The organism is Micromonospora sp. NPDC047753, assembly GCF_040642735.1.
In the GTDB taxonomy this organism is placed as follows: domain Bacteria; phylum Actinomycetota; class Actinomycetes; order Mycobacteriales; family Micromonosporaceae; genus Micromonospora.
Genome location: NZ_JBEYSL010000063.1, coordinates 1,207 through 19,638 on the forward strand (window position 1 = coordinate 1,207; position 18,432 = coordinate 19,638).

The window sequence follows — 18,432 nt, forward strand, 5'->3', positions numbered from 1 at the left end:
GGTCGGAGCCGTGCTCGTCCTTGTTCTCCCAGCCCTTGTCCGAGCCGTAGTCGGAGCCGTGCTCGTCCTTGTTCTCCCAGCCCTTGTCCGAGCCGTAGTCGGAGCCGTGCTCGTCCTTGTTCTCCCAGCCCTTGTCCGAGCCGTGCTCGTCCTTGGACTCCCAGTCCTTCTTGTCTTCGTCCTTGGAGTCCCAGTCCTTCTTGTCACGGCCTTCTTCGGCGTCCTGGCCGTGCTCCTCGCCCTTCCAGTCCTTGCTGCCCTCGTCGCCGTAGGCGTCGGCGGCAGCGCCGCCACCCTGGCCGCCCTTGCCGTTCTCGTCCTTGCCCTTGTCGTCCTTGCCGTGCTCGTCCTTGCCGTTGTCGTCCTTGCCGTTCTCGTCCTTGCCTTCGTGGTCCTTGCCCTTGTCGTCCTTGCCCTTGTCGTCCTTGCCGTTCTCGTCCTTGCCGTGTTCGTCCTTGCCCTTGTCGTGGTCGGAGGAGTCCTCCTCCTCACGCCACTCGCGGTCCTCGCCCCGGTCTTCGTCCGCCGGCTTGAGCTTGACCTTGCCGGTGACCTTGGACCACACGTACGCGTGCTCCTGCCGATCCGGGCAGATCTCGAGGAGCTTGACCTCGTCGCCAGCCTTGACGACGTGCGGCTTGGCGTAGACCTTGCCGTCGTCGTGGCCGTCGGCGAACGCGATCCCCGGTGCGAACACCAGGAGCGACGCGCCGCCGAGCGCGGCGCCCGCAACGACCTTCCCGAGCATCTTCTTAGCCATGACCTGCGTCACTCCATCCCTGTTGTCCTGAGCTCGGCGACAACCGAGCTAAGACCGACGTTAGACCGTTTCATGACTTATGAAGTGAAAGATTCGCGTTTTACCTTTGATCCAAGTAAGAGGTGAAGGGGTGGTACGCGGCTTTCGCCGCGCTGAGTGTCGTGTCAGGTGTCCCGGGGGCCTCTGGGTGTGCCGAGGTGTTCCGCGCTCCCCGCGCGTGGCCTGCCCCGGCATCCGATAGCTGCGGGTCCGGGCGGCGCGTGCCGGCGCGGCGCGCTCGGAGGTATCGTCCGAAGCGGCTCCGGCAACGCATCGAGCCATTGCCATGGAAGCGCTCCCATGCAAGAATCGGCGAACGCGGTTCTGAGAGCCACACCGTGCAGGCAGGGAGTCGAGGGCACCCGGTTTCACCGGGCGACGCACCCGCCGCCGATCGACCGGCCGACGCATCGGTCGGGCACCACCACCACTATCGCCCGTCCGGGTCGGGCGCCCCCCAAAGAATCCCGTGGCGCCGACGGCCGTCCGTGCAGGACGCCCATCGGGCCGTCCCGCCGGGCCGCACGTGGGCCCGGTCTCGCCCAAGGAGATCAGTGGCATGAATGTGTGGAGAAGGTTAACCGGCCCACGCCGGGCCCTCGCGCTCGCTGGCGCGGGTGCCCTGGTCGCCGGTGGGCTCGTAACGATTCCGGGTACCGCGGCACAGGCCGCGACGCAGTGCGACATCGCGTACACGAGTAACGACTGGCAGGGCGGCTTCACCGCGAACATCACCATCAAGAACGTCGGCGACCCGCTGAACGGCTGGACGCTCGGCTGGACCTTCCCCAACTCCAGCCAGCGGGTGCAGCAGGGCTGGTCGGCCACGTACACCCAGTCCGGCAGCCAGGTCACCGCCCGGAGCATGTCCTACAACGGCACCCTGGCCACCGGCGCGTCGACGAGCATCGGCTTCAACGGCGCGTGGAGCGGCAGCAACCCGAAGCCGACCTCGTTCACCCTCAACGGCGTGGCCTGCAACGGTGGCACCACCCCGCCGACGACGTCCCCGCCGACCGACCCGCCGACCGATCCGCCGACGGACCCGCCGACCGATCCGCCGACCGATCCGCCGACCACGCCGCCGCCCGGCACCAAGGTCGACAACCCGTACGTCGGGGTCCGCGGCTACGTGAACCCGGAGTGGAAGGCCAAGGCGGACGCCGAGGCCGGCGGAAGCCGGGTTTCCAACAACCCCACAGCCGTCTGGCTGGACCGGATCGCCGCGATCAACGGCACGCCGAACAGCAGCTCCAACGGCGCCTTCGGGGTGAAGGAGCACCTGGACGAGGCGCTGCGCCAAGGCGCCGGCTACATCCAGTTCGTGATCTACAACCTGCCCGGCCGGGACTGCTCGGCGCTCGCCTCCAACGGTGAGCTGGGTCCGGACGAGCTGCCGAAGTACAAGGCCCAGTACATCGACCCGATCGCCGCGATCCAGAGTCAGTCGAAGTACAGCAGCCTGCGGATCATCAACATCATCGAGATCGACTCGCTGCCGAACCTGGTGACCAACACCTCCGGCCAGCCTGGCGGCACGGTCATGTGCGACACGGTCAAGGCAAACGGCGCCTACGTCAACGGCGTCGGCTACGCCCTGGCCAAGCTGGGCGCGATCGGCAACGTCTACAACTACATCGACTCCGGCCACCACGGCTGGCTCGGTTGGGACAGCAACTTCAACCCGAGCGCCGAAATCCTGAAGACCGCCGCGGTCGCCTCCGGCAGCACGGTCAACAACGTGCACGGATTCATCACCAACACCGCGAACTACTCGGCGCTCCAGGAGCCGTACTTCAAGGTCACCGACAACGTGAACGGCCAGACGGTGCGGCAGTCCAAGTGGGTCGACTGGAACTACTACGTCGACGAGCTGTCGTTCGCCCAGGCGTTCCGGACCAAGCTGGTCTCGTTGGGCTTCAACTCGAACATCGGCATGCTCATCGACACCTCCCGCAACGGTTGGGGCGGCTCCGCGCGACCCACCGGGCCGGGCGCGACGACGAGCGTCGACACGTACGTCAACGGTGGCCGCATCGACCGCCGGGCGCACCTCGGCAACTGGTGCAACCAGGCCGGTGCCGGTCTCGGTGAGCGGCCCCGGGCGAACCCGGCGACGGGCATCGACGCCTACGTCTGGGTGAAGCCGCCGGGCGAGTCGGACGGCTCCAGCAGCGAGATCCCGAACAACGAGGGCAAGGGCTTCGACCGGATGTGTGACCCGACGTACGGCGGCAACGCCCGCAACGGCAACAATCCGTCGGGGGCTCTGGGCAACGCGCCGATCTCCGGTGCCTGGTTCTCCGCCCAGTTCCAGGAGCTCATGCGCAACGCCTACCCGGCGCTCTGATCGGGTAGCTCACGCACCAACCCGCTGCCAGTGGTTGGTGAGGCACTGTTGGCAGCAGGTTCCCCCCGGGTCCCCGGCTCGACCGTCACAGGTCGGGCCGGGGACCCCCCCTTTTTTGTCGGCCCGATCAGGGCACTGTGCGTTCGATCGCCGCCTGGCCCTGCTCGGCCAGGTCACGGCGAGCCTTTTCCAGGTTCTCCGGCGTCAGATCCTGCCCGCGGGCCATCACCAGGTCCTCCGGCTCCCAGGGCTGCTCGCCCCCGGTGCGGATGTTGTCCCCGCCGGCACCGGTGCCCGTCCCGGTCGCCCCGGTGCCGGCGGCGTACGGGTCGCCGATCAGTTCGTCGGTGTCGGGTGCGAGGTCGCCCGGTCGACCGCGGGGTTCGGCGAAGCCCGGTGTGTCCCGGTCCGGGCCACCTCCGGTCCGCAGTTGCGGCACGGTGGCGTCATCGTCCACCGCCGAGGCCACCTCGGGGCTGTCCTCCAGCGGCGGTTGGCCATCGCGATCGGTCATGGTGCTGCCTCCTGGGTCCGACACGGTGCCTGATTCCCCCGCGTACCCCTTCGTGCCGGGCTCATGCCGCACCGCCCGGCGGTCGGGGCGGGCCGTGCCAGCGCAGTGCGGTCAGGCGTCGGGCTGCTGCTCGTTCGGCTCCGGCGCCTCCGCTGGGCGCCACCACTGCCAGAGCAGCATGAGTAGACCGAACACGAGCATCGCCAGCCCGGCCCACAGGTTGATCCGTACGCCTTCGGCCTTGTCGATCTCGGCTCGGCTGTCGAAGATGCCGATCAGCGTGACGATGACCCCGTACGCGACGAAGAGGCCACCGATCACCCGGCGGATGTCGAACAACCGGGCCGCGGCCGAGCGCCGCTGCTCCGCCTGTGCCTCGTCGATCAGTGGGTCCTGTGCCGGCTGGCCGTCGTTGCTCATCTGCCGACCCCTTTCCTCAGAAGACCGGGATGTAGAAGAGGGCGGCCAGCGCGACCGCGATCAGACCGAGCAGCACCGGGGAGCGGTACCAGGCGGCGTCCCCGGCGAGCACGTCGCCCTTCAGGTCGACGCCGCCCATGCCGTACACCAACCCGCGCAACTCCTCGTCCCGCTTGGGTGAGGTGAGCGGGGTGACGATCGCGGCGACCACCACCGCCGTGACGAACGCCAGACCGGCACCCCAGAAGCTCTCCTCCAGGTCGGAGTTGAAATCGATCACCCCGCCCTTGTAGAGCAGGTAGAGGCTCAGCGACACCAGGGTGCCCAGCAGCAGCGACCAGAAGCCGGCCAGCGCGGTCATCCGCTTCCAGAACATGCCGATGATGAAGGTGGCGAACAGCGGCGCGTTGAAGACGGAGAAGAGCGCCTGGATGTAGTTCATGATGTTGCTGAACCCGGCCGCGATGAACGCGGTGCCGATCCCGATCACGACGGCGGCGACCGTCGCCCACCGGCCGACGCGCAGGTAGTACTCGTCCGACCGGTCACGGCGGATGTACGCCTGCCAGATGTCATAGGTGAAGACGGTGTTGAAGCCGCTCACATTGGCCGCCATGCCGGCCATGAACGAGGCGAGCAGGCCGGTGACCGCGACCCCGAGCACGCCGTTGGGGAGCAGGTCGCGCATCAGCAGCGGGATGGCGTTGTTGTACTGCAGGTCGCCGCTCTCCGCGCCGAGACCCTTCACCGTGACCAGGGCCACCAGGCCGGGGATGATCGTGACCAGGGGGATGAACAGCTTCGGGTACGCGGCGATGATCGGCGTACGCCGGGCGGCGCTCATGTTCTTGGCCGAGAGGGCCCGCTGCACCTCGGCGAAGTTCGTCGTCCAGTAGCCGAACGACAGCACGAAGCCGAGGCCGAAGACGATGCCGATCCAGTGCGCGCCCAGCGGGTTGGCCGTGCTGCCGGTGTCCTGCCACGCGTGCAGGCCGGCCTCGCCGAGCTTGGTGTCGCCGACCGCGTCCATCAGGCCGTTCCACCCGCCGACCTTGACCAGGCCGATCACGGTGACCGGGATGAGGCCGGCCAGGATGACGAAGAACTGGAGCACCTCGTTGTAGATCGCCCCGGACAGGCCGCCGATGGTGATGTACGCCAGCACGATCGCCGCGCCCACCACGATCGCCGTCCAGAGCGGCCAGCCGAGCAGCGCCTGCATGACGAGCGCCAGCGCGTACAGGTTCACGCCGGCGATCAGCACCTGGGCGACGGCGAAGCTGATCGCGTTGAGCAGGTGGGTGGGGCGGTTGAAGCGCAGCCGCAGGTACTCCGGCACGCTGCGGACCTTGGAGCCGTAGTAGAAGGGCATCATCACGATGCCCAGGAAGACCATCGCCGGGACCGCGCCGATCCAGTAGTAGTGGACCGTCATGACGCCGTACTGGGCCCCGTTGGCGGCCATTCCGATGATCTCCAACGCGCCCAGGTTCGCCGAGACGAAGGCGAGACCGGTCACCCAGGCCGGCAGGGAGCGACCGGAGAGGAAGAAGTCGACGCTGGTCCGGATGGCCCGGCGCGCGGCGAAGCCGACCCCGAGGACGGTGACGAAGTACAGCGCCAGGATCAGGTAGTCCAGGCCGTTCATGTTGAGCCGAAGACCGTCGCCGTCCATCCCGTCACCCCTCGCCCCGACGTACGCGCTGGTTGGTTCGCGCGCGCCCTATTACCCAATCCGCGCGGTTTCACTCCCGGACGTTGCGCCCGGGCGTGTCTGACCCCTTCGGGCGGTCTGGCTGGATCGGTACGCAGAAGGGCGCCCCGGCCGTTTCGGCCGGGGCGCCAGTGTCGGTCTGGTGGACTCAGCGACCGAGTACGCGGTCCAGGAAGTCCCGGTAGTTGCGGACCGCCATCCGCAGTTGCTCGGTGTCGGCCGAGCCGGCGTCCTGCCAACCGCCCAGCGTGTTCTTCTGCGCGGCCAGCGCCGAGGAGAGGGCCTGAATGGCCTCCTCCACCAGCGACTGCGCCTCGCCGGCAGCCGCCTGCGGGTCGTCGACGAAACGCAGCTGCACGTCCCGCCAGCGGTCCCGGAAGCCCTGCGCCGTGTCCGTGTCGAGAAGCGTGGCCGGCTCGGCGGCGACTGTCGACCCGGCGGGTCGGGATGTTCCGGCGGACTCCAGCGTGGTGCTGGTGTCGTCGCCGGGGACCGGTTCGCCGTCCGCGTCCGGGTCGACCATCTCCGGTGTCGCGCTGCCGTAGCCGGCCGCGCCCGCCGTCGCGGCGTCCCGGTCGCCGGTCAGGTCGCCGCGCCGCTCAGGGTCGCCGTCAGTGCTCCCCGGCGCGACGACGGTGCGCGCGGACGTGTCCGAGTCGGCGCGGTCGTCCAGGTCGGTGCGGTCGTCGACGTCCGCGCTGTCGTCGACGTACGCGTCGCGGCGGTGCAGCTCGGCGGTGGGGTCGGCGCGCAGGCCCTCCCGCTCACCGTCCTCGGCGCCGTCGCCCGGCTGGGCGGTCCGTTCGGCCCTCGGGTCCGGCTGATCCTGCGGGTGCGGGCTGGCCAGTGCGGAGGCGGCCACCGCGTCGGCCACCGTGGTGGCGCCGAACGTCGTCGGCAGCGGCCCCGGCTCGTGGAAACCGCCCTCGTCGGTGGACCGGCCGTCGCGCCGGTGGCGCGGGTCGGAGTCGTCGGTCAGCTCATCGTCGGCCGGGTCGTACGCGGCGTCCCGGTCGGTGTCGTCGTCGTACGCGGCGTCCCGGTCGGTGTCGTCGGCCCGCTCGTGGGCGGCGGTCTGGTCGTCGAAGGTGCCCCGGTCGTCGAGGGCGTCCTCCGGGACGTCGGAGCGGTCGGCCCGGTCGTCGGCCGGGGGTACCGGCACGGGCGCGGAGCGGACGGCCTCCGGGTGGTCGTTGCTCACCTGCTGCTCTTCCTGGCGCATCGGTGGCCTCCTCAGCGGCTCGTGGCGTCGTGGTCCGGGTGGTGGCGCTGTTCGGGCGTGCGGTGGCCGACCGGCTCCTCGCCCAGCAGGTCGGCGAAGAGTGCGCGGTAGTGCACGACGGCCTGCCGCAACTCCTCGGTGCTGGCCTCGCCCCGGGAGTTGCGCAGGTGGATCTCGTGCGCGTCCCGGTAGTTGGTCAGAGTGCGAGCGTGCTCGACGGAGAGATGGGCGATCTGGTCGGAGAAGTCACCGGTCGGGTAGCCCTGCTCCTCGATGAGCCGGGTGACCAGTTCGTCCGCGTCGCCCACCGTCTCGCCGGGGGAGTCGATGAAGCGGACCTGGAGTTCCTCCCAGGCCGCGGCGTAGCGAGCCCGGGACTCCGGGGTGAGTGGGGTGAGCGTGAGCTCGGCATGCCGGCGTTCCCGGTCGCGCAGTTCGCGCTCCGCGGCGGACCGGCTGTCCTGTTCCGCCACCACCCGGTCGTACTCCGGGCCGAACCGGTTGCGCAGGGCCCGGCGGTTGTTGAGCGAGCGGGCGGCCACGGCCAGCACCGCGACGATCACCAGCACGACGAGCACGATGACGACTATCTGCGTGGGCGACATGGGCTCCTCCTTCGCCCTCTGCTATTCCCTCCGCGCAGTGATCGCCAATCCCGATCCGAGACACTTTCCTGACGAGGGGCGCAACCACTCACCGGCCGAGACCTGATTCATCCCGGAAGCGGCGCTTGGGCGGTGACGACACGGGCGGTAGTGAAACAGCCTCCGATTACGTATCCTGCCCAAGGCGCCCGCGCCGGTGCCCGGCGACGCGGCCGGGCGCGCAGCCGGCAGGCGCGGTGCCCGGCGGTGCCGGCACCCCTCCTGCCACCCTGTACGGGCGAGGTCTGATGAAAACCCGCGACTGGCCGATCCGCTCGAAGCTGACCGCGTTGGTCGTCGCGCCGGTGACCGCGCTCCTGGCGCTGTGGATCTTCGCGACCACGCTGACCTTCGGTCCCGCCCTGAACCTTCTCTCCGCCCGCACCCTGTTGTACGACCTGGGTCGCCCCGGCGAGACGGTGGTCACCGAGCTGCAACGGGAACGCCGACTCTCGGTGGTGCAGCTCGCCGGCGACACCGAGTTGCCCGCCCTCGCCGAGCAGCGCGGGCGCACCGACCGGGCGGTCGCCGAGCTGCGCCGCCGGGTGGACGGGGAACCGCTGCGCGACGCCGCTGACGACCTGCTGGAAACCCGGGTCGACCAGCTGGTCAACTCCCTGGCGGCGCTACCCGACGGGCGGAGGTTCATCGACGAGCGCAAGGTGGACCGGGCCGGTGCGATCGGCCTCTACAGCGGCATGGTCGCCGCGGCCTTCCAGGCGTTCGCCGGCATGGCGACCCTCACCGACCCGGACATCAACCGGCAGGCGTTGGCGCTCACCGCGCTGGGTCGCTCCCGGGAACTGCTCGGCCAGAGCGACGCGCTGCTGGCCGGCGCGCTGACCGCCGGACGGTTCGCCGAGGGGGAGCACACGCAGCTCGTCCAGGCCATCGGCAACCAACGGTGGCTCACCGAGAGCGCCGTGGCAGACCTGCCCGAGAGCAGCCGGGTCGCGTACCAACGGTTGACCGAGAGCGAGGCGTTCACCCGGCTTCGCAGCATGCAGGACGCGCTGGTCGTGCCCAACCGGTCCGGCCGGCCGACTGTCGACGCCGCGGCATGGCAGGCCAGCCAGGACGCGGTACAGCAGCAGTTGCGGGACTTCGAACTGTCCGAGGCCGACGCTCTCGCCGACCGTTCGGTGCCGATGGCGGTCCGCATCCTGGTGCGGCTGGCCGCCGCCGGCGTACTCGGGCTCGTCGCAGTCGTCGTCTCGGTGCTGGTGGCGCTGCGGGTCGGCCGCACCCTGGTCCGCCGGCTCAGCGGCGTCCGCACCGCAGCGCTGGAGCTGGCCGAGCACCGGCTGCCCGACGTGGTCGCCCGGCTGCGCCGTGGCGAGCAGGTCGACGTCGCCCGGGAGGCACCACCACTGGAGTACGGCCACGACGAGATCGGCGAGGTCGGGCGCGCCTTCACCGAGGTGCAGCGCACCGCCGTCCAGGCCGCGGTGGACGAGGTCACCCTGCGTCGCGGGCTCAACGAGGTCTTCCTCAACATCGCCCGACGCAGCCAGAGCCTGGTGCACCGTCAGTTGCACCTGCTGGACCGGATGGAGCGGCGTAGCGAGGACCCGGACGAGCTGGCCGAGCTGTTCCAGGTCGACCACCTGGCCACCCGGCTGCGCCGGCACGCCGAGGATCTGGTCATCCTCGCCGGCTCCGCGCCCGGTCGGGGTTGGCGGAACCCGGTCGCGATGGTCGACGTGATCCGTGGCGCAATCTCCGAGGTCGAGGCGTACGAACGGGTGGACGTCAAGGCCGTGCAGCCGGCCGGCGTGCTGGGGCGGGCGGTCGGCGACGTCATCCACCTGCTCGCCGAGCTGTTCGAGAACGCCACCGCCTTCTCCCCGCCGGACACCCGGGTCACCGTCACCGGCGCGCAGGTTGCCGACGGGTACGCCCTGGAGATCACCGATCAGGGGCTGGGCATGTCCGCCGCGGCACTGGAGACCGCCAACACCCGACTGGCCAGCTCGCCCGAGTTCGACCCGGCGCAGAGCGCCCGACTCGGCCTGTTCGTGGTGGCCCGGCTGGCGGCCCGGCACGGCGTACGGGTGCTGTTGCGCCCATCCGGGGAAGGGGGCGTGACCGCCGTGGTGCTGGTCCCCGGCGACCTGGTCACCACCGAGCCGCCGGCCGGCCCCGACCCCGCCACGCTCGACACCGCGTCGGCCGACCCGAGCCGGCGGCTGGCCCGGACGGCGCGCCGGGGCGCCGTGACCCGCCCCCGTACCCGCCCGCCGACGGCCCCGTCCGCCAGCACGGCCCCGCCCGCCGGAGCGCCGACCTCTACCGTCGCGCCCGCCGATGGGCTCGTCGAGGGGTCGGCCACCCCCGACGAGCCGGACGACGAGCTGGATGGTCTGCCCCGCCGGGTGCGACGCCGTACCCCCGCCGCCCAGCCCCGCTCGACCGTCACCGACATGCCGTCGCCCCGCTCGCCGGAGGAGGTCCGCCAGGTGATGGCGGCGCTCCAGGCCGGCACGGCGCGCGGACGCGCCACCGCCATCACCCCGCCAGCGCCGACCGGCCCGCCAGCGCCGACCGGCCCGGTGGTCCAGGCGGCCCCCACCGGCCCGCCGACGACCCCCGAACCCCCGACCGCGACTGAGAGGGACGCCTAGTGCCGCATTCGACGAAGCAGAGCGCCGGCCTGGACTGGTTGCTCGACGAACTGGTGCAACGGGTACCCGCCGCCCGCGAGGCGGTGGTGCTCTCCGCCGACGGCCTGCTGCTCGGCTGCTCGGCCGAGCTGGAGCGCTCCGACGCCGAGCACCTCTGTGCGCTCGCCGCCGGCTTCTCCAGCCTCGCCCGAGGCGCCAGCCGGCACGTGGACGGCGGCCCGGTCCGGCAGACAGTGGTGGAGATGGAGGAGGCGTACCTCTTCGTCACCGCCGCCGGGCAGGGTGCCTGCCTGGCCGTGGTGAGCGACGCCGACGCGGACATCGGGCTGGTCGCGTACGAGATGGCGATGCTGGTGATCCGCGTGGGGGAGAGCCTCGCCGCGCCGGCCCGATCGGCGGCGGGTGCCGGAGATGCGGACTGAACCGCCCGGGCCGCAGCACGAGTGGCTGGACGGTGAAGCCGGCCCGGTGATGCGCCCGTACACCCTCACCGGAGGCCGAGTACGCCCCGCCGTCGACGGATTCAACCTGGTCGCGTTCGTGTTGGCCGGTTCGGACGTCGACGCGACAAGCCTTTCTCATCTGCTGCCGGAGCATCGACGGCTGGTCACGTTGGCCCACCGGCCGGTGTCGGTGGCCGAACTGGCAGCCGAGCTGGACCTCGCGGTCGGCGTGGTCCGGGTACTGCTCGGTGATCTGCTCGCCGAGGGCCTGGTCGCGGTGCACGAGCCGCCGGCCGCCGGCATCCTTCCCGACGACGACATCCTCAAGGCGGTGGTCAGTGGACTCCGTGCGCTATGACCAGGTGGGCACCAGCACCACCATCCCGCTGGCACTGAAGATCCTCATCGCGGGAGGCTTCGGAGCTGGCAAGACGACCTTGGTGAGCGCCCTGAGCGAGGTCCGTCCGTTGCAGACCGAGGAGGTGCTCACCGGTGCCGGGATCGGCACCGACGACCTCTCCGGCGTGGAGGGCAAGTCCACCACCACTGTGGCGATGGACTTCGGCCGCATCACCATCAACGAGGACCTTCAGGTCTACCTGTTCGGCACGCCGGGCCAGGACCGGTTCTGGTTCCTCTGGGACGAGCTGGCCTTCGGTGCGCTCGGCGCCGTGGTGCTCGCCGACACCCGGCGGTTGGCCGACTGCTTCCCCTCCATCGACTACTTCGAGCAGCGGGGAATCCCGTTCGTGGTGGGCGTGAACTGTTTCGACGACTCCCGCCGGTTCAACCTGGAGACCGTACGCCGAGCGCTCGACCTGGACCCGGACGTACCGATGGTGCTCTGCGACGCCCGGGACCGGCAGTCCGGGAAGATGGTTCTGATCTCTCTGGTGGAGCACGTCGCCCGACAGCGCGGTGAGCCGGTGCCGGCGGCCTGAGATCCGGGCCGGAAAGCTGGTTAACGGGCGGGCAACGCGGGCAGCCTCTGGTTGGATCAACGAAGGTTGCCGGCGGAGGAGTTGGGCGTGAGCGGTCAGGGTGAGGTCGTCCACATCGGGGGTTACACCGCGCAGAGCGGCGGGCGGGGCAGCGGCATCGTCGCCGCGCGTCGCGACCCGAGGACCGGGGCGCTGACCCCGCTCGGCACTGTGGCGGTCACCCCGTCCCCCTCGTTCCTGGTCCGGCACCCCACCCAGCCGGTGCTCTACGCGGTCAACGAGCTGACGGACGGCGAGATCAGCGCCTGGCAGGTGGGTGCGGACGGCGCGCTGGACCCGCTCGGCAGTCGGTCGACCGGCGGCGCGGAGCCCTGCCACCTGGCGGTGCTGCCCGGTGGCGGTCACCTGCTGGCGGCCAACTACGGCAGCGGCAGCATCGCGGTCTTCCCGCTCGACCCGCAGGGCGTGCCCGGCGAGCGCACCGACCTGGTGGTGCACGAGGGGCACGGCCCCGACCCGGAGCGCCAGGACCACGCCCACGCCCACATGGTCTCGCCCGGTGCGGGCCAGGGGCCGATCTTCGGCGTGGATCTCGGCACCGACTCGGTCTACCGGTACGACCTGGACGAGGCGACCGGACGACTGGTGCCGCGTGCGCCCCGGGTGCGTACGAAGCCCGGAGCCGGCCCCCGACACCTGGCCCGGCACCCCGACGGACGGCGCTGCTACGTCGTCGGTGAGCTGGACGCCTCGGTCACCGCCTACGAGCTGACCGACGACGGCGCGTTGCACCAGCGCGGGCGGGTCGAGGCGAGCGGGCGCGCCGGTCACGTCCAGCCGTCGGAGGTCGCGGTCGCCCCGGACGGCCGGTTCCTCTACGTCGCCAACCGTGGGGTGGGGACGCTGGCGGTCTTCGCACTGGCCGGGGAGTTGCCCGAACTGGTGGCCGAAGTGGACACCGGCGGGGAGTGGCCCCGGCACTTCGCTCTGATCGGGGAGCACCTCTACGTCGCCGACGAGCGGGCGGACATGGTGCGGGTGTTCCGTCGCGATGCCGACACCGGCGTCCTGGAGGCGGCCGGCGAGCCGGTGCCGGTGCCGAGCCCGACGTGCGTGCTGCCCTGAACGCTCGCTAAATAGACGTGAGGGTGGCACTGGTTTGGCAACGCCGCGAGGCTGACCCGTCACTCTGTGTTGCAAAAAAGTGGTCAACTGTTTCTCCTCCGTAACTTTAGTCCGAACGGATGTGGCAGAGACGGCACCTAGTACGCAAGATGGTCACCGTGTCAGCAGGCCGCCATCGCATGCGTTCGAAACTCCACCTAGCCGCCGCCGCCGCAACGGCGGGTGTGCTCGTCGTGACGACGGGCGCGTGGTTCGGTTACCAGGAGTTGATCCAGCCCAGCTGCTCGGGAGAGATCCGACTAGCCGTGGCGGTCGCCTCCGAACTCGCGCCAGCGGTGGACGCCGCCGCGTCCCAGTGGGTGAAGGACGGCGCAGCGGTGGGCCCGACCTGCATTCGCGTCGACGTGTCCGCGTCCGACCCGGTCGACGTGGCGGCCGTGGTGGCGGCCAAGCACGGGGCCCTGCTGGCCGGTGTGGGGCAGGCCAGTGGCACCGCCGTCAGCCCGGACGTCTGGGTGCCCGACTCCTCGACCTGGCTGCTGCGGCTGAAGAAGGACGCGACGGCGTTCGCTCCGACCAACGGCCAGTCCATCGCGCGCAGCCCGATCGTCGTCGCGATGCCCGAGCCGATCGCCACCCGACTGGGCTGGCCGGACAAGAAGTTCAACTGGACCGACCTGCTCAAGCAGGTCAACAACACCAGCTCTCCGCTGCGGACCGGGATCGTCGAGCCGACCCGCGACGCTGCGGGTCTGTCCGGTCTGCTCTCGCTGACCGCCGCGGCGAACGGCGCCGGCGGCGACGCCCAGCGCAACACCGTCGGAGCGCTCCGCGCACTGGCCACCGGGCGTTCCTCGCTCCGCAACGACCTGCTGGCCCGCTTCCCCACGGCCAACGACTCGACGTCCATCGCGAGCGGTCTCGGCGCGGCGGCTCTGTCCGAAGAAGACGTGATCGCGTACAACAGCAAGAAGCCGCCGGTGCCGCTGGCCGCGCTCTACATGGAGCCGGCGCCGATGCCGCTGGACTACCCGTACGCGGTGCTGCCCGGCATCGAGCCGAGCAAGGCGTCGGCGGCCAAGGTGCTGTACGAGCTGCTCACCAGCCCGACCTTCCGTAACCGGCTCGCCGCGCAGTCGCTGCGCGCGCCGGACGGCAACTGGGGCGATGGTTTCAAGGCGCCACAGGGTGCTCCGAGCCCGTCCGGCGGCGCGCCGACCGCACCGGCGAACGGCGGCACCGCGGCGGGTGGCCTCGACCCGGCCGCCATCCAGCGGGTCGTCTCCAGCTGGTCGATCGCCACCCAGTCCGGTCGGATGCTCGCCGTCATCGACGTCTCCGGCTCGATGAAGGACCCGGTGCCCAGCGCCAACAATCGCAGCCGGGAAGAGGTGACCGTCGACGCGGCCCGTCGCGGCCTCGGCCTCTTCGACGACTCCTGGTCGATCGGCCTGTGGACCTTCTCCACCAAGCTCGTCGGCAACCGGGACTACCGGGAGCTGGTCCCGATCGGGCCGCTCTCCGGTCAGCGGGCCCAGTTGGAGGGCGCCCTCGCCACCGTCAAGCCTTCCAGCGGTGACACCGGCCTCTACGACACCATGCTGGCCGCGTACCAGGCGGTGCAGGAGAACTGGCAGCCCGGCCGGGTCAACTCGATCGTGCTGTTCACCGACGGCAAGAACGAGGACGACAACGGCCTCAACCAGCAGCAGTTGCTCAGCAAGCTCAAGCAGATCGCCGATCCGGAGCGGCCGGTCCAGGTCATCATGATCGGTATCGGCGAGGGCGTCAGCAAGGCAGAGCTGGAGTCGATCACCAAGGTGACCGGTGGCGACGTCTTCGTCACGAAGGATCCGAGCGAGATCGGCAGCATCTTCCTCAGCGCCATCGCACGGCGTCCGCCAGCGCCGCGCTGATCCGACGCTCAGACGTCCAGGGGCCTGCCGTACCGTCGATTCGGTGTGGCAGGCCCCTTTTCGGCCACCAGGTTGTTGAAGAAAAGTGACGGCAATACGTCGGAAGCAATCGGCAGTCATAGTTGTCAAGGCAGGATGTCGACTGTTCCGGCATGGTCGGTCCGCCTCCGGACCGACCCGTCGGCCGGGGCCATCCTGTACAGAGTGGGAGGGCCGGTGAGCGTGGCGACACTGTTGACCCCCGCCACGTCGGCGGAGCCGGACGATCGACGCGCCGGTTTGGTGGCGCGCGCCGACGAAAGGTCCTACGTCCGGGTTCTGGTGGTGCTGGACACCACCATCCTCATCATCGCGCTGCTGATCGGGTACGTCGCCCGTTTCGGTGACGACGAGCCGACCGGCTCGGAGATCCCGTACGTGCTGGTCGCCCCCGGATTGGTGCTGGCCTGGCTGATCTCGCTCAAGGCGCTCGGCTGCTACGACGACCGGGTGATCGGCTACGGGGCCGACGAGTACCGGCGGGTCAGCTCAGCCAGCCTGCGCCTGGCCGGGGCGATCGCCATCATCGGCTACATCGCCGATGTCGGCGTCTCCCGGGGTTTCCTGGGCATCTCCTTCGCGGTGGGCACCGTCGGGCTGGAGGTGGCGCGGTTCGCCGCCCGTAAGCGGCTGCACCGGGCCCGCTCGCTGGGTGCCGGCTGGTCCCGCAAGGTGCTGGTGGTCGGCGACACCGCTCACGTGTTGGAGTTGGTCCACACGCTGCGCCGCGAGCCGTACGCCGGCTACCAGGTGGTGGGCGCCTGCATCCCGGACGCGCTGCTCGCGCCGGTGGCGCAGCGGCTGGGTGACGTGCCGGTGGTGGGGTCCTTCCGGGGCATCCCGGAGGCCGCCACCGCCATCGGCGCGGACACGGTCGCGGTGACCGCCTCCGGTGAGCTGACCGCGGCCCGGCTGCGCCGCCTCGGCTGGCAGTTGGAGGGGACCGGCATCGACCTGGTCGTGGCACCCGCGCTGACCGACGTCGCCGGCCCGCGCATCCACACCCGCCCGGTCGCCGGCCTGCCGCTGATCCACGTCGAGGCGCCCGAGTTCCGCGGGGTGCGCAAGCTGGTGAAGGGTTTCGTCGACCGGTCCGTCTCGTCGTTGGCGCTGGCGGTGCTGCTGCCGCTGATCGCGTTCATCGCGCTGGCCATCAAGCTGGACAGCCGGGGCCCGGTGCTGTTCCGGCAGGTCCGGGTCGGTCGGGGCGGGCAGGAGTTCGGCGTGTTCAAGTTCCGCACCATGGTGGTGAACGCGGACGCGCTGCTCGCCGAGCTGACCGCGCGCAACGAGACCGACGGCCTGATGTTCAAGATGCGCCAGGACCCCCGGGTGACCCGCGTCGGCCGGCTGCTGCGCAAATGGTCACTGGACGAGCTGCCGCAGCTGGTCAACGTGCTGCTGGGGCAGATGAGCCTGGTCGGGCCCCGCCCGCCGCTGCCCTCGGAGGTGGCCCGTTACGACGGTGACGTGGCCCGACGGCTGCTGGTCAAGCCCGGAATGACCGGCCTGTGGCAGGTCAGTGGCCGCTCCGACCTGAGCTGGGAGGACGGCATCCGGCTGGACCTCTACTACGTGGAGAACTGGTCCCTCGCCGCCGACCTCACCATCCTCTGGAAGACCTTCGGCGCGGTGCTGAACGGCCGCGGCGCGTACTGACCACCGGTCACGGCTGCGGGCCGGTCCAGTCCAGGCAGACGACCACCGCGTCGTCGACCAGGTCACCCGACACGAACGCGCGCAGATCACCGATCAGCGACCGGACGGCGTCCAGGGGGGCCATCGGCCCGGTCCGGCGCAGGAACCGGTCCAGCGCCGTCTCGCCGTAGCGCATGTGCTGACCGGTGGCCTCCACCACCCCGTCGCTGACCACGAAGACCCGGTCGCCGCGCTGCAGCGGGAACTTCTGCTCGTGGTAGTCGGTCGCCTCGAACATGCCCAGCGGGAACTGCGCCTCCAGCGGCTGCTCGGTGACGTCCCCGTCGCGGAGCAGGACCAGCCGGGGTGAGCCGGCGTCCACCACTGTCATCATCCCGGAGCGAAGGTCCAACTCCATCAGCAACGCGGAGAGGTGCTGCTCGCCCCGGTACAGGTCGTAGATGGCCTGGTCGGCGAGGGCGGCCTGGTCGGCCAGGCTCAGCCCGGCCCGACGCGCGTTGCGCAGCGCGTGGGTGGCCAGCGAGGTGAGCAGCGACGCGGCCACCCCCTCACCGGTGCCGTTGATCGTGGACAACCAGACCCGTTCCCCGTCGTCGGACCAGTCGAAGCTGTCGCCGCGCACGGCGTACGCCGGCTCCAACTGCCCGGCCAGGCTGAACGAGGGTCGGATCCGGCTGCGGCCGGGGAGCAGGTCCCACTGCATCTCGGCGGCCAGGGTGAGGCGTTGGGTGCGCTTGGCCGCCAGATAGACGTCGGTGCCGGCGGAGACCGCCGCCACCTCGTGGGCGAGCGCGGTGGCGATCTCGGCCAGCGCGGCGACGACGTCCTGGTCGTCCGGAACGGGTGACAGGCGCAGCACCCCTCGGCGTTCGCCACGCATGGTGACCGGGATCCAGGCAGTGCCGTCGGCCAGTATCGGCGACTGGTGGTCGAAGGCGCGCCAGGCGGGGTGCCCGGGGCTGGTGATCGAGTCGTCGTCGCCGAGTGGCAGCAGCTCCGCGATCCGGTAGTCGATCTGGTAGAGCTCGACGTCGGTGATCCCGTACGACTGGGCGAGCACGTCCCCGATGCCACCGACGAGCCGGTCAGCTGGTGTCTCGTTCAGGGCACGTCGTGCCCGATTGACCGGTTCGCTCATCGTCAGTCCTTCACTGAAAGCTCGACCACCAGGAGGTTCGGAGTACTCTCGGGCCACCATGGCCGAACTGAACCGTCCGACGGACCCTGAGACGAGTATGGCTGCCGCGCTGGATGCGACAGCCGCTGCCCTGCTGGGCATCTGGGAGTCTGCCCGGGAAGGGACCGCCAACCGCGTGTCCGGCGCCCAGTTGCGCGCGGTGATGGTGGTGGAACAGTACGACGGAATCAACCTGCGTCGGCTCGCCACCCGACTCGACATGCTGCTCAGCTCCGCCAGCCGTCTCTGCGACCGGCTGGTCGCCGCCGGCATGCTGGAGCGTGAGCCGGGCCGTTTCGATCGGCGGGAGATCTCGCTGCACCTCACCCCGGAGGCTCGCCGGCTCGTCGCCGAGCTGCGGGCCGACCGCCAGGGCCAACTCGCCGCCGTGCTGGGCGGGATGAGTCGGGAGGGCCGCGACGCGCTGCTGCGCGGGATGCGGGAGTTCGACGAGACCGCCCGCCGCCAGCAGGCGAAGCACGCGCCGGCGTCGGATGAGTCGACGGACCAGGGGGATTGGCCGGACGGCCCGGACCGGCCCGGTGGGCGGTCGGGGGACTGGTCGGGCGATTCGGGTCGGCAGACCCGAACGGGGTGGACGGGTTCGTCGGGCGGCCCGGAGCGATCGGTCGGCAGCACCAGGGAGTGGCCGGCCGGCGACCCGCCGGTGGCGCGTACCGCCTGATCGAGCCGGCCGGGCGGTCGCCCGCCGGTCATGCCGAAGCGCCCACGGCCAGCATCGCGATGTCGTCGTGGGCCTGCCCGCCCGCCCAGTCGTCGACGGCGCGGAGCACCCGGTCGATCAGCGCCGCCGGCGGTTGCCCGGCCGCCGCCACGAGCGCGGC

Annotated in this window: 15 protein-coding genes and 1 pseudogene; 9 read left to right on the forward strand and 7 right to left on the reverse strand. The window is 70.8% G+C overall.

Annotated elements, in window-relative coordinates; genetic code table 11:
• A pseudogene (locus tag ABZ749_RS08260) lies at positions 1-760 on the reverse strand (hypothetical protein); the annotation flags it as partial.
• 598 nt (positions 761-1,358) lie between these two features.
• Here ABZ749_RS08260 and ABZ749_RS08265 point away from each other — a divergent pair.
• Positions 1,359-3,149 (forward strand): glycoside hydrolase family 6 protein, encoded by a 1,791-nt coding sequence (locus ABZ749_RS08265; protein ID WP_357224275.1) that lies wholly within the window; start codon positions 1,359-1,361, stop codon positions 3,147-3,149.
• 127 nt (positions 3,150-3,276) lie between these two features.
• Here the strand turns inward: ABZ749_RS08265 and ABZ749_RS08270 are convergent, their stop codons facing one another.
• From ABZ749_RS08270 to ABZ749_RS08290, 5 genes are all read right to left on the reverse strand, one after another.
• Entirely contained in the window at positions 3,277-3,663 is a 387-nt protein-coding gene (locus tag ABZ749_RS08270; RefSeq protein ID WP_357224280.1) for a hypothetical protein, read from the reverse strand.
• Positions 3,664-3,774: 111 nt separating this feature from the next.
• The gene (locus tag ABZ749_RS08275) at positions 3,775-4,083 is read right to left on the reverse strand and encodes a hypothetical protein (RefSeq protein ID WP_355008983.1); all 309 of its coding nucleotides are present in this window, start codon (positions 4,081-4,083) and stop codon (positions 3,775-3,777) included.
• Between the two features lie 16 nt (positions 4,084-4,099).
• Positions 4,100-5,758, reverse strand: coding sequence for a sodium:solute symporter family protein (locus ABZ749_RS08280; protein WP_357224284.1), 1,659 nt, complete (start codon positions 5,756-5,758; stop codon positions 4,100-4,102).
• A gap of 187 nt (positions 5,759-5,945) precedes the next feature.
• Complete coding sequence (locus ABZ749_RS08285) at positions 5,946-7,019, reverse strand: hypothetical protein (protein WP_357224289.1); 1,074 nt, start codon at positions 7,017-7,019, stop codon at positions 5,946-5,948.
• An 11-nt stretch (positions 7,020-7,030) separates the two neighbouring features.
• Positions 7,031-7,624, reverse strand: a complete 594-nt coding sequence (locus ABZ749_RS08290; RefSeq protein WP_357204252.1) for a hypothetical protein — start codon at positions 7,622-7,624, stop codon at positions 7,031-7,033.
• A 287-nt stretch (positions 7,625-7,911) separates the two neighbouring features.
• Here ABZ749_RS08290 and ABZ749_RS08295 point away from each other — a divergent pair, with 287 nt between their 5' ends.
• From ABZ749_RS08295 to ABZ749_RS08325, 7 genes are all read left to right on the forward strand, one after another.
• Complete coding sequence (locus ABZ749_RS08295) at positions 7,912-10,287, forward strand: nitrate- and nitrite sensing domain-containing protein (protein ID WP_357224294.1); 2,376 nt, start codon at positions 7,912-7,914, stop codon at positions 10,285-10,287.
• On the forward strand, positions 10,287-10,709 hold the full coding sequence (locus tag ABZ749_RS08300) for a roadblock/LC7 domain-containing protein (RefSeq protein WP_357204255.1): 423 nt from the start codon (positions 10,287-10,289) through the stop codon (positions 10,707-10,709). Before ABZ749_RS08295 ends, ABZ749_RS08300 begins: the two co-directional genes overlap by 1 nt.
• Positions 10,699-11,088, forward strand: coding sequence for a DUF742 domain-containing protein (locus tag ABZ749_RS08305; RefSeq protein ID WP_357224298.1), 390 nt, complete (start codon positions 10,699-10,701; stop codon positions 11,086-11,088). Before ABZ749_RS08300 ends, ABZ749_RS08305 begins: the two co-directional genes overlap by 11 nt.
• Entirely contained in the window at positions 11,069-11,671 is a 603-nt protein-coding gene (locus ABZ749_RS08310) for an ATP/GTP-binding protein (RefSeq protein WP_355008977.1), read from the forward strand. The genes ABZ749_RS08305 and ABZ749_RS08310 overlap by 20 nt, the downstream gene beginning before the upstream one ends.
• An 87-nt stretch (positions 11,672-11,758) precedes the next feature.
• A complete protein-coding gene (locus ABZ749_RS08315) occupies positions 11,759-12,796 on the forward strand; it encodes a lactonase family protein (RefSeq protein WP_357224301.1) in 1,038 nt (345 codons plus the stop codon).
• Between the two features lie 158 nt (positions 12,797-12,954).
• Positions 12,955-14,712: a substrate-binding domain-containing protein gene (locus ABZ749_RS08320; RefSeq protein WP_357224304.1), complete on the forward strand. Its 1,758-nt coding sequence runs from the start codon at positions 12,955-12,957 to the stop codon at positions 14,710-14,712.
• A 231-nt stretch (positions 14,713-14,943) separates the two neighbouring features.
• Entirely contained in the window at positions 14,944-16,410 is a 1,467-nt protein-coding gene (locus ABZ749_RS08325) for a sugar transferase (protein ID WP_355009015.1), read from the forward strand.
• Between the two features lie 7 nt (positions 16,411-16,417).
• Here ABZ749_RS08325 and ABZ749_RS08330 read toward each other — a convergent pair whose 3' ends face one another.
• Complete coding sequence (locus ABZ749_RS08330; protein WP_357224308.1) at positions 16,418-17,548, reverse strand: PP2C family protein-serine/threonine phosphatase; 1,131 nt, start codon at positions 17,546-17,548, stop codon at positions 16,418-16,420.
• Positions 17,549-17,645: 97 nt separating this feature from the next.
• On the opposite strand from ABZ749_RS08330, the gene ABZ749_RS08335 reads away from it, so the two are divergent.
• The gene (locus ABZ749_RS08335; protein WP_357224312.1) at positions 17,646-18,272 is read left to right on the forward strand and encodes a MarR family transcriptional regulator; all 627 of its coding nucleotides are present in this window, start codon (positions 17,646-17,648) and stop codon (positions 18,270-18,272) included.
• Positions 18,273-18,432: the final 160 nt, after the last annotated feature.

Coding starts and splice junctions, on each gene's coding strand:
- ABZ749_RS08305 (WP_357224298.1), top strand. CDS start 10,699: ATGCGGACTGAACCGCCCGGGCCGCAGCACGAGTGGCTGGACGGTGAA.
- ABZ749_RS08295 (WP_357224294.1), top strand. CDS start 7,912: ATGAAAACCCGCGACTGGCCGATCCGCTCGAAGCTGACCGCGTTGGTC.
- ABZ749_RS08290 (WP_357204252.1), bottom strand. CDS start 7,624: ATGTCGCCCACGCAGATAGTCGTCATCGTGCTCGTCGTGCTGGTGATC.
- ABZ749_RS08265 (WP_357224275.1), top strand. CDS start 1,359: ATGAATGTGTGGAGAAGGTTAACCGGCCCACGCCGGGCCCTCGCGCTC.
- ABZ749_RS08280 (WP_357224284.1), bottom strand. CDS start 5,758: ATGGACGGCGACGGTCTTCGGCTCAACATGAACGGCCTGGACTACCTG.
- ABZ749_RS08275 (WP_355008983.1), bottom strand. CDS start 4,083: ATGAGCAACGACGGCCAGCCGGCACAGGACCCACTGATCGACGAGGCA.
- ABZ749_RS08285 (WP_357224289.1), bottom strand. CDS start 7,019: ATGCGCCAGGAAGAGCAGCAGGTGAGCAACGACCACCCGGAGGCCGTC.
- ABZ749_RS08270 (WP_357224280.1), bottom strand. CDS start 3,663: ATGACCGATCGCGATGGCCAACCGCCGCTGGAGGACAGCCCCGAGGTG.
- ABZ749_RS08335 (WP_357224312.1), top strand. CDS start 17,646: ATGGCTGCCGCGCTGGATGCGACAGCCGCTGCCCTGCTGGGCATCTGG.
- ABZ749_RS08330 (WP_357224308.1), bottom strand. CDS start 17,548: ATGAGCGAACCGGTCAATCGGGCACGACGTGCCCTGAACGAGACACCA.